6 protein-coding genes are annotated in these 12,678 nt (G+C 42.7%); 4 read left to right on the plus strand and 2 right to left on the minus strand.

Annotated features, from left to right (window positions below):
* Positions 1–56: 56 nt before the first annotated feature.
* The 4 genes from RE317_RS10015 (at position 57) to RE317_RS10030 (ending at position 7,136) form a co-directional block, all read left to right on the plus strand.
* Positions 57–554 carry a metallophosphoesterase gene (locus RE317_RS10015; protein ID WP_005845668.1) on the plus strand — a complete coding sequence of 166 codons (498 nt, stop codon included), beginning with the start codon at positions 57–59 and terminating at the stop codon, positions 552–554.
* Positions 555–602: 48 nt separating this feature from the next.
* Positions 603–1,742 carry a dTDP-glucose 4,6-dehydratase gene (rfbB, locus tag RE317_RS10020; RefSeq protein WP_005845671.1) on the plus strand — a complete coding sequence of 380 codons (1,140 nt, stop codon included), beginning with the start codon at positions 603–605 and terminating at the stop codon, positions 1,740–1,742.
* Positions 1,743–2,213: 471 nt separating this feature from the next.
* Positions 2,214–5,306: a TonB-dependent receptor gene (locus tag RE317_RS10025; RefSeq protein ID WP_005845673.1), complete on the plus strand. Its 3,093-nt coding sequence runs from the start codon at positions 2,214–2,216 to the stop codon at positions 5,304–5,306.
* 12 nt (positions 5,307–5,318) lie between these two features.
* Positions 5,319–7,136 (plus strand): RagB/SusD family nutrient uptake outer membrane protein, encoded by a 1,818-nt coding sequence (locus RE317_RS10030; protein WP_008670400.1) that lies wholly within the window; start codon positions 5,319–5,321, stop codon positions 7,134–7,136.
* Between the two features lie 186 nt (positions 7,137–7,322).
* On the opposite strand, the gene RE317_RS10035 is transcribed toward RE317_RS10030, so the two are convergent.
* Complete coding sequence (locus tag RE317_RS10035; protein WP_008782067.1) at positions 7,323–10,553, minus strand: glycoside hydrolase family 2 TIM barrel-domain containing protein; 3,231 nt, start codon at positions 10,551–10,553, stop codon at positions 7,323–7,325.
* A gap of 55 nt (positions 10,554–10,608) precedes the next feature.
* Positions 10,609–12,678: a trehalase family glycosidase gene (locus RE317_RS10040; RefSeq protein ID WP_005845679.1), complete on the minus strand. Its 2,070-nt coding sequence runs from the start codon at positions 12,676–12,678 to the stop codon at positions 10,609–10,611.

Here is a 12,678-nt window from a genome sequence, read left to right on the forward strand (position 1 = left end):
TTATGCTTAGATTTGTTCCAAATATAGTACCTTTGTCGATAATAAACAAAAAAACTATGACAAGAATCGGATTATTATCGGATACTCATGCATTTTGGGATGACAAATACTTGAAATACTTTGAGAATTGTGATGAAATATGGCACGCCGGAGACATCGGCTCGGTGGAAGTCGCCCGGAAACTGTCCGCTTTCCGCCCCTTCCGGGCTGTATATGGAAATATTGACGGGCAGGACATACGCAGACTTTATCCTCAAACCAACCGCTTCACCGTAGATGGTGCCGAGGTGTTGATAAAGCATATAGGCGGATATCCGGGCAACTATGATCCTTCCATCCGCGGCAGCCTGCTGGTGAAACCTCCCCAGCTTTTTATCAGCGGACATTCGCATATATTAAAGGTGAAATATGACAAGACACTGGATATGTTACACATCAACCCGGGAGCAGCAGGTATTTCCGGATTTCATAAAGTGAGAACATTGGTACGTTTTTGTATCGATAATGGAGAATTTAAAGATTTAGAAGTAATAGAACTGGCGGATAAGTTGTAAGATTAAAAAATCTTTCCGAACTTTGCACGCACTAATATCAAAAACAATATGAAGACTTATCTCGTTACAGGAGCTGCCGGATTTATCGGAGCCAACTATTTAAAATACATCCTGGCCAAACATGACGACATCAGGGTGGTGGTACTGGATGCCTTGACTTATGCCGGCAATCTGGGAACTATTGCATCAGACATTGATAATGAACGTTGTTTCTTCGTAAAAGGAGATATATGCGACCGTGATTTGGCAGACCAACTATTCTCAGAATACAAGTTTGACTACATCGTGAATTTTGCAGCAGAAAGCCATGTAGACCGCAGTATTGAAAACCCACAATTGTTTCTGCAAACTAATATTTTGGGAACTCAAAACCTGCTGGATGCGGCCCGCCGTGCCTGGGTGACGGGAAAAGATGAGAATGGTTATCCTACCTGGCGTAAAGATGTACGTTACCACCAGGTATCTACAGATGAGGTATACGGCAGCCTGGGAGCAGAAGGTTTCTTTACTGAAACAACTCCTTTATGTCCGCACAGCCCATATAGTGCCTCCAAGACAAGCGCTGATATGATTGTCATGGCTTATCGTGATACTTACAAAATGCCGGTAACCATTACCCGCTGTTCCAATAATTACGGTCCGTACCATTTTCCCGAAAAACTGATTCCGCTGATCATTAAAAACATTTTGGAAGGAAAGAAACTTCCCGTATATGGTGACGGAAAGAATGTACGCGACTGGTTATATGTAGAAGACCATTGCAAAGCCATCGATTTGGTTCTGCGCAAAGGTCGCGAAGGGGAAGTATATAATGTAGGCGGACACAATGAGAAAGAAAACATAGAGATAGTAAAACTTACCATAGCCACTATTCACCGGATGATGACGGAAACTCCCGAATATCGCAAAATCTTGAAGAAAAAAGAGTTGAACGATAAAGGTGAGATTTCTATCGACTGGATTAACGAATCATTAATCACCTTTGTCAAAGACCGTTTGGGACATGACCAACGTTATGCTATCGATCCTACCAAAATCACTAATGAATTAGGATGGTATCCTGAAACAAAATTCGAAACAGGTATTGTAAAAACAATCCAATGGTATCTGGAAAATCAAGCATGGGTGGAAAATGTAACAAGTGGCGATTACCAAAAGTATTATGAAAGAATGTATAAAAACCGATAAAGAATACATCTTATAATATTTAAAAAAGTCCCCGGATAAGAAAGGCGTTCTTATCCGGGGACTTTTTTATCTTAATATTTCCAACACCAGATTTCAGCTATAATAAAACAATAAAATAGAATTTGATATAGATATGTTCAACAACATAGCATATTCACTTTTATCTTCGATTCCTTTCGTATATTTTTGCACCTACAAGATAATTATAACACAAACAGTGCACTAAAAATAAAATAAAGAAATCATTTTAATATTTATAAATATAAAATCATAAAATAGCAAGAATAAAGAAATAAAACAAAAAAACACAAACAAATCTCCAAAGTATTAAAAGGCAGAAACATGAAAAAAAGAAAGAAAACAAAAGATTAATCTAACATAATAAGTTTACGATTGAAACCAAACTGATTCAACAACTTGATATAACAATCAACCTTTAAAAACAAATAGTGAATTAATAAAGAAGCAAAAATGAAAAACATGAAGAAAAATCCAAAACAAAACCGGGAAAGCAGCCTTATGCGTAGTCCCCTTATTTTAGGATTGTCAATAGTCCTATGCATACCGGTTGCCTATTCGCATGCAAAGTCAAGTAACATAGTGAAAAATGAATCGGTTCAATCGATCCTGCAAGGACGTACCATCAAAGGTCAAATTATTGATGAGAACAATGAACCTTTAATCGGGGTATCCGTCATAATCAAAGGTGCAAGCACCATAGGAACCATCACGGATTTTGACGGGAATTATGCACTGGAAGTTCCTGCCGGAAAAAATGTTCTCGAAATATCCTATATAGGATATAAAACCCAGGAAATAACCATTGGCAAAAACACACAATTGAATATCAAAATGCAGCCTGATACCCAGACATTGGATGAAGTGGTGGTGATAGGATACGGTACTGTAAAAAAAAGAGATTTGACTGGAGCTGTTGCTTCCGTAAAAAGTGAGGATATTGTCCGAATGCCAACCAGCAATGTACTAGAAGCTATTCAAGGACAGGTGGCAGGTTTGGATATCACTCGCAGTAGCGGAGAAGCCGGTTCCGGAGTGAACATGACCCTACGTGGCACACGCTCCATCAATGGTGACAATAGCCCGTTATTCATCATTGACGGAATGGAAGGCTCTTACGATGAATTGAATCCGAATGATATCGCTTCTATTGAAGTACTGAAAGATGCCTCCTCTACAGCTGTTTATGGTGCTGCCGGAGCAAATGGAGTTATCATCATCACCACCAAAACTCCTAAAAAAGATAAATTCTCCATTGATCTGGATGCCTACTATGGTTGGAATGTCATCTCCAGCTTCCCCGAAGTAAATCGTGGAGAGGATTACATTAATTTCCGCAGAGAAGCACAAAGAACGGTAGGTGCCTGGAACAGCCCGGCCGATGACGGGAATCTTTTTCCCAGCTATATGCAAAAATATATAGACAACAATCAATGGGTGGACTGGTTTGATTTAGCTTCACAAACCGGTATCACCAATAGCTACAATCTAAGCACATCTTATTCTAATGACCGGGTCACCTCTTATTTTTCTTTAGGATATTACAATTTGGAAGGATTATTGAAAGGAGACGAACTGGAACGCTACTCGGCACGTGCCAAAATAGATTTTAAAGCCAATGAAATGGTAAAATACGGACTAAACCTATATGCCATGTATTCTGAAAATGACAAGCGTTACAGCCGTATATGGAACCGTATTCTCTGTATGCCGCCATTGGGTACTCCTTATGATGAAGACGGCAATCTGGTAGACTACCCGTTGGGAGACGGCAACATGAATCCGCTGGCCGATATGGGAGAAGACCAATATGTAAATAATGTAAAGACATTGAGCGTAGCCCCACAGATTTATGTAGAATTGACCCCGTTAAAGGGACTTTCATTCAAGAGTCTGCTTGGCGGATATTTCCGGAATATGAAAGAAAGTAAGTATACCGGCACAAAATCATATCAGGGACTGGAAAGCGGGCTAGTGCAAGCCACTATCCCCAACACCTTCACTTATAATTATAAATGGCAGAATATCCTGACATATAACTTCAAAATAAAAGAGGATCACGATTTCACAATAACCGGAGTCACTGAATGGTCAAAAGACCAAAAAGAAAAAGCGACCGCCACTGCCAACAAATTTGATACGGATTCTTATCTATACCATAATTTAGGTGCTGCAACCGGTACACCCACAGTTTCTTCTTCTTATGTAGGTAGCCAAAAAATGTCCTATGTCGCCCGTATCAACTATAGCTATAAAGGACGTTACCTATTGACATTAAGCAGCCGCTGGGACGGTTCATCCATCTTGGCAGATGGAAACAAGTGGGATATGTTCCCCGCAGGAGCTATTGCCTGGCGCATCAGTGATGAACCCTTCATGCAGAATGTAAAAGCTGTTTCCAATCTGAAATTACGCGCCAGTTACGGTGTCACCGGTAATGCCGGTGCTTCAGAATACGCCACATTAGATTACAGCCGCACAGGCATTATCGGATTTCAAGATGTAGGAGTCCCTTATAGCGGTTATTCCCAATCCATCGCCAACAAGAGTCTGGGATGGGAAAAATCTTATATGACAGATCTGGGATTCGACTTGGGATTATTCAGTGACAGACTGAACGTGGCGTTCGACTGGTATCGGACAGACACCAAAGATATTTTATTCGAGAAAAACCTGCCCTATGCAACGGGAGGTTACGGCTCCTCTCCTTTCAAAATATGGTCTAATGTAGGCGAAACACGCAATACAGGTGTGGAATTAAGCATTACCAGCCGTAACTTTGTCGGACCTGAATTCCAATGGAGCACCACACTGGCATTCTCAACCAACAAAGAAGAAGTGATAAAAACAACCAGCGAAGGCCCGCTTCAGTTCGGAGACTACTACCTAATTCCCGGTGAGGCAATCAAGACTTATTACGGATACAAGTATGCCGGAATATGGGGTACAGCCGAAGCAGAAGAAGCAGCCAAATACAGTCAGAAACCCGGACAAGTCCATATTGCAGAAAATGGTACTCCCGATTACAAGCTGAATGCGGATGACTATTATGTTCTAGGAAGCGCCACACCGAAATGGTCGGGCAGTTTACTTAATAATTTTAATTATAAGAATTTCGACCTGAGCATTTTGTTGATTGCCCGGTGGGACTGGACAATCCCTTACGGTCTGACCGGATGGTATCGTACAGACGGTCTGACGCCTTCACCTACCGTATGTGACTACTGGACTCCTGAAAATCAAAGTGCCCGCTATCCCCGTCCGGATGCAAGTATTACAAACGGACAGGACCCGTATCAACAATGGGCTAACTATTTTGACGGTTCTTATCTGAAAGTAAAAACCATTTCACTGGGCTACACATTCCCCAAGAAATGGTTGAATGCTGTAAAAATTGACAGAATGCGTGTATACTTTACTGCAAACAATCCGTTTATTTTTACAAAATGTGACTATTTGAAAAACTACGACCCCGAAAAGGGAGGAAATGATGACGACGCACCGTTGTCTAAACAATACGTATTTGGCGTTAATATCTCATTCTAAAAACTTATACAGATGAAAAAACATAAATTACTCTCTATATCAGCCGTAATCATGATGTTGTCTGCCTACGGTTGCAGCCTGGATGAATTTAATCCCTCCGGCATCTCCACAGAACAAGAATGGTCTACCCCGGCAGGCTATGAAAAGAAAGTGAACGACTGTTACTTTGACCTGGTCCGCATAGTTTATGGTCAGGCAGAAGACACCTATCTAATGGTTGCAGAAGGTGGAACAGACATTTGGCAAGATACGAATCCCGATGGTACCAACGGTAACTGGAGCAAACTACTCCGTTATGAAGATTACGGTGCTTCCAACGGTATGTTGAATGAAGGATATGCGGGTTTCTATGGTATATTGAGTGCATGTAATGCAGCTGTCCATTATGCCGACAAAGTGGAAGGTCTAAGCGAAACAAGAATCAACGAGTTGGTCAGCGAAGCAAGGTTTATCCGTGCCCATGCCTTATATAATATTGTAGAGCAATGGGGAGGCAAATACCTGCCATTGGAGCCTATGAACAGTCCTATTTCCGTTCTTCCTTGCAGTTCGGTTAATGATTTTTATAAAGTAATTCTGGAAGATCTGGAATTCGCCATGAAAAATCTTCCTATCACACAGGAAGTAAAAGGACACGTGACACGTGCAGCCGCTTATCATTTATATGCCAAAGCCTGCCTCACTTTCTCCACCTATACAGACGGTCTGGGTAATACCACCGCCCTGACGGACAGCGAAAGCAAAACCTATTTGGAAAAAGCAAAGGCGGCGGCAGATTACCTGATTCAGAACGCCGGTTCGTTGGGAGTCAAGCTTTATGATGATATAGAAGCTGTTTTTGATGAGAACAACAATAAAAACAACGAAGAAGCACTTTTCATTGTCTGCCACTCTACCATTACGGCTTATAATCCTCGTGGAAACTATTTCAACCGTGTATGGAAACACTCCGAAGCATACAATAACAATACCTCAGGCATCTATCTTTCGGGCATGACACCCAGTTACGCTACGAACATCAACGGATACGAAGTTCCCAAACTGGCAAAAGGTAACTGCTATATGGAACCCAGCAAGTATATGCTTGATTTATATGGAGAGAAAGACGGCCGCTATAAAGCCTTCTTCAAAGACACTTATTATGTGAATAACGCTACGAACAGTACCAAGAACGGATATACGTGGAACGAGGCCGATGCACAAAGATACGGTCTATCCACCAGCAGGGTCGGCAATTCTGCCTATGATATCACTTTAGGAGATACGGCTGTCTATTTATCTCGTAAGACCTATACACAAGCCGAAAGAAACGCTTGCCGCTATGCCATTTTCAACTTGGAAGACAACTATGCCGACACAAAAAGTCCTCTGAAGTTTTTCCCAAGTCTGAAGAAAGCAGATTGTCCTAGCCTATATGCCGGTTCAAATGCCTCCAAACCTTATTCCTCAGCAGACTGTATTGTCTACCGTTTAGGAGAAACCTACCTGATATCAGCCGAAATTGACTGGAGATTAGGCAACAACCAAAGTGCTGCCGAAAGACTGAACACACTTCGGAACCGTGCCTGTAAAGGACATGACCATAGTATGGATATCACAGCTTCGGAAGTTACCCAGGATTTCTTGCTGGACGAGTATGCACGCGAAATGATTGGTGAATGGAACCGCTGGATGACCTTGAAGAGATTCCGTGCTTTCGAAAGCCGTATCACAAAAGCTAATCCGCAAATCACAAAATTCGATAAGAACATTCACTATTTGCGCCCCATTCCCACAGCCGAATTATTGTTGATTGATAACGCTAATGAATATCAGAATCCGGGATATTAACCGGTATGACAAATATAAAAAATAAAAAGACAGCTTGGATAGAATTCACTATCCAAGCTGCTTTTTTAAGAGAGATACTTCACTCACTGAACCATCCCCCTTCTGACCTTAAATTATTCACAAAAGGGCTACCGCAAATAAGTAAACAATAATTATCAGCCCTCTTTCTTTTTGAACGAACCTATGTTACTTAAAATTCAAATATTGCCGGTTTCCTGATACTCCATGCTGCTTTGCAGGACAGAAACGGAAGGAGAACGACATACGTTCAGCCGGAATCAAATAAGGCTGATGAGGATAAGCCCCCCAACTGGTATCACCACCCACTCCCATCTGTTTCAGGTCAATGTTCCATGTCACCATATCCTTGAACTGGATATCAGATAAATGACGCTGCGATTTACGAAGGCCCGGCTCATCTAAATCTTCTGTAGGGAACAGATAGGCACTGGTGCTGACATAAGGCTGTCCGACAACCATCAATCCCTGTCCGGCGGTATCTGTCAGGCTCATCCAACGGACTTCAGTCTTATTACCGTTTTCCTGCGGACGGTCATACGGGAAATACTGATCGGCCACACTTCCCTTGTACAGACCTACATAAGAAGAAGTATTCCGGTCTATATAATTCTCATGAGGACCACGTCCCAGCCATTCCATCTGACTAAACTGCTTGTTCAGTGTAATACTAACCCCCATCCGGGGCAATAAAGGCAATGTATCGTTACCCGGAATGAAAGTACAGTTCACATCCAAATACCCTTTTCCCGAAAAATGATAGGCAACGATAAAATCAGACTCTCCTACAGGCAACTTATAATGAGAAACAACCTCATAGGCTTCTTTACCCAACGCCTTTTGTTTCATGGACAACAGTTTTGCCTGACGCCCCGCATCACGCCACGGACGCAAGGTTTTATTCATGCCATTTCCCATATCATTATCCGTCACAGGACGCCAGAAATTAGGACGTAAAGCTTCTTTTATCAGTTCCGTACTTCCCTCTTTATAAGAAGTCAAAGCACCGGTTTCCTTATCAAAACCTACGCTCAGATTACCGGCTGTAAGTGTCAACAACGAAGCCGCATCATCTGCTATCACCGGTGAAGACTGAACCTCAGCAACAAACGGCTGATAAAATGGAAGACTCACCTGGGCATCAGCCAGTTTTGTTCCGGCTTTTAGCAGACCATCCTCATTTTTCAAACTGGCATAGAAATTCAAGAAATACTCCACACCGGGTTTTACCTGTATGGCTGGAAAAGAAGTCTTGAACTTACCCGTCTGCCGAGGAGCCAGGGATACATTATCAATAGTTCCGGTAGCCAGAAGTTCACCATTCCCCTCCAGCTTCCAAGTAAAATTAAAATCACTTAAATCCGTAAAGAAGTACTTGTTACGTAACTCTACCCATCCCTCATGATAATCCAATAAAGAGAATGCTATATTTTGATATACTTTTTTCACTTCATGGATATGCGGCTTCAAGGTACGGTCGGCGGCAATCAGACCGTTCATACAGAAATTGGCAGAACTTGGAGTACCTTTCGGAGCCAGGTCACCTCCGTATGCCCAATAGAATTTTCCATCCGGTGTCTTTGCATACAAGCCCTGATCTACCCAGTCCCAGATATGTCCGCCCTGTAAAGAGGGATATTTCTCTATCACATCCCAATAATCCTGAAGATTTCCTTCACTGTTGCCCATAGCATGGGCATATTCACATAGAATCAGCGGTTTGGTCGGAAGATAGAGAGAATGATTGATCAATACATCTATCTTTTTATACATTGGACAGAAAATATCGGTATAAGGTCCCTTTATTCCGTCTTCCGAATGCACGGGACGCTGTGAACGGTCATTGGCATGTACCCATTTATAGGTAGCCGCGAAGTTACATCCCTCACCGGTTTCATTACCCAATGACCAGATAATGACACAAGGATGGTTTTTGTCACGCTCGAACATACGTTCCGTGCGGTCTATGAAAGCTTTCTCCCATTCGGGCTGGTTAGCTAGGCATTGATCGGGCTTATATCCCATGCCATGGCTCTCGATATTGGCCTCATCAACCACATACATACCATAAATATCACATAATTCATACCAGCGGGGATCGTTGGGATAATGAGAGGTTCGTACACTGTTGATATTATTCTCTTTCATCAATTGAATATCACGCAGCATGGATGCCTCATCTACCACATGACCGTTATAAGGATCGTGTTCGTGTCGGTTTACTCCTTTTATATAGACCGGCTTGCCATTTATCAGCAGTTGAGCATGTTTGATTTCGGATTTGCGGAAACCTATGTATTGGGAAATGTATTGTTCCGGTTTGCCATTTACACGCAAAGCAATCAGCAATCTATACAGATTCGGTTTCTCCGCACTCCATAACAAAGGTTCTCTCACTTCCTTTTTAAAATGAAGTTCCCGACCGGCAGCATTCCAACGCTTACGCTCATTGTAGATACTTTTGCCTGCTTTGTCCAACAGGCTTACTTCCACTTCAGCCCCTTTTATTTTACCTTCTCCTGCTTTGCCCAACTCTACAAAAAGATGAAAGTCAGCATTCTTGTATTCCCCGTCAAGATCGGTCACCACTTCATAGTCGCGCACATGAGTTTCAGACCGGGCATACACATAGACATCACGCTGTATGCCGGCAAAACGCCAGTAGTCCTGATCTTCCAGATAGTATCCGTCACTGAACTTGAAAACCTGTACGGCTATTTCATTCTCCCCTTGTTTTACATACGGCGTAATATCAAACTCCGAAGGTGTTTTGGAATCCTGAGAGTAACCTACTTTTTCACCATTCACCCACACATAAAAAGCAGAAGCCACTCCTCCGAAATAAAGAATAATCTGGCGTTTATTCCAATGAGCAGGAATAGTAAAAGTACGTCTATAAGAGCCAACCGGGCTGTTTTCCACTGCAATCAATGGTGGATTCTTCTTTATACCATACCCACTGCCTACATAAAAAGGATAGCCGAACCCTTGAAGTTCCCAATTGGAAGGAACTTTAATATCATCCCAACCTGAAACATCATATCCTTTTTGGAAGAAGTCCATCGGTCGTTCATCCGAACGGGGTACAAAATGAAATTTCCATGTTCCGTTCAAGGATTGGAAGTAAGGAGATTGTGATTTATCACCCTGCAATGCCAATTCTTTAGTGGGGTATCCCATAAAATTAGCCGCCGAAGGCAGACGATTGATATGAAGCACATTAAAATTTTCCCAATCATTATCCGAACGGGGGTATTTGTTTTTACGCACTTCTACATTGTCTGTGCTCGTTTCGTTAGCGCTCCTGTTTACCGGAGCACCGTCATATTGGGATTGTGCCATACCTGCCAACGACAAAGATATGGCAATCCCTGTCAATATAGAACGAATTTTCATCATAAATATATCTTTTAATAAATTCGGAGTATCCGCATACTGATTTTTACTTCCACTATCATTGATCCAACAACAATCGCAAAATCAAAGCAGAAGACCAACCAAAGTTGGGTGCATTCAACACTTCACCTGTCAGTGGATTGTAGTTTTCATGAATCGGTCCGTCGGTCATCAGTCCTTGAGCATGTGCCATGAACTTGCGAGTCAGCAAGTCGGCTTCCTCCACATATCCGTAGCGCTTCAATCCGGTTATACCAAAATATACCTGGTTAAACCAAACCGGACCACGCCAATAACCGAAAGTAGGACGCAATGCAGGATGACTTACATCAAGAGTACCTAGCGGCAGGTAAGAGTTGAAATGTTTTTCATCCATCATGATGTTCTTCACACTCTCGGCTTGTTCCGGGGTAGCAATACCTGCCCACAAAGGCAACCACCCCTCAGCCCCCATCACCTTGACAGGTGTACGGTCATTCAAACGAATATCATAAAAGAAACCACTCTCGCTGTCATACATTTTAGTCTGTACATACAGCTTGATTACCTCAGCCTCCTTAGCCAACTGTTCAGAAAGCTCCTGCTTTCCCAAGATAGAAGCCATTTCCGAAAGTGTCAGTTTATCTACATAAAGGAAGGAATTCAAACAAATATTCTCCTGATCCATCGACCAAGCTTTCTCCATCTCATTCTTTAGCATCCGGGTGTCATCAAAACGCACACCGTTATCCATGCCGCTCTCCCAAGCCGCCGCAATCAGTGTACCATCAGTAGAACCATATTCGCAAATGCCATTGTGATCGTGGTCACGCTCAGCATACCACCATTGATGGAACTTATACAATTTATCAAATATTTCGTCCAAGAACGCTTTGTCTCCTGTAACCTTATAGACATTCATGGCTCCCCATGATGCTACAGGAGGTTTGGAGTCGCGCCAATTGTTACGTGCCTTATTATAACCGATAAAATCAGGAACCATACCATTCTCTGCCTGATAATCGAACAAAGAAAGCATTTCACTCTTGGCCCCTTCGGGATTATAGTACACATTACCCGATGCAATTTGCCAAGCATCCCACGACCAACATCCACCGATGAATCCTGTATAGGAAGGGAAACTACAACCATGGAAGATATCACCGGCAGGAGTACGCCAATTGGAGTTCAACGTCATCAATGCTTTCACAGCAATGTTCCTGTAAGCGTTTTCTTTCATATAAGGACTGTCGGCAGACAGTATCCGTTGAAGCCCCTGATTCCAACGCTGCGCATTCTCGGCAAAACATTGATCAAAAGGTATGGATTTTATTGCAACATACTCCTTATCTGCCTCTTCGCCTTTCAAGGTCAGTGTCTGGCTGTATTCCGAAGTATAACTTTTGCCGGATTGCAGCAAATAGTCACTCTTCTCAACAACTTGCAAACTGTCGTTCCCCACAGTCATCACTTCATCGGCTGTATGGAAAAGCACGGTAGCCGTCACCTCGTCTACCGGCGGTTCGTTACGCAGTGTGATAATCTGGCGATTGGTTCCCCAACGGCGACCGTAGAACGGATAATGGAACCGAACGCCCTTATCCACCTTAGTGGCAGTAGTATTCTCTTCAAAAACACCGCCACTCCAAGTCAGCGACACATTCAAAGGTGTGTCACTAAGATTTGTAATAACAGAACGTACAAAAGCAGTGCGTGAAGTGGCAAAACACAACTCAGTAGTGAATTCCAACCGCGCATCTTTAAAATGTTGTACCAACTTTCCAGGTAGATACTTGGCTGTCTGCATATTACGGACCAAATCGTACTTTTCACCATTAACCACCAACGTAGGCTGTGCCAACGTTTGGGCAATCCATCCTCTTCCATGCATCGTCATAGGCCCGATGAAGGCACCCGCAAATGCCCTGCTTTGGTTTACTGGCAATGCATAGCCACTCCATGCACCCAGATCAGAGAACAAATTGAGATCCCCATCTACAGGTTGTTCCGGTACATTTTTCACATTCAACAAATTGGGAAAATCTTCCTGTGTCGTAAACAGGGACTTTTCCGGCTGTGTAGCGACCGGGGTACATGCCCCCAGCCAAAGAATGCTACACATTCCATATATAGGAAATAAATGTTTCAT

This window comes from Phocaeicola sp. GP0067 (genome assembly GCF_031119655.1).
GTDB classification, from domain to species: Bacteria; Bacteroidota; Bacteroidia; order Bacteroidales; family Bacteroidaceae; genus Phocaeicola; species Phocaeicola vulgatus.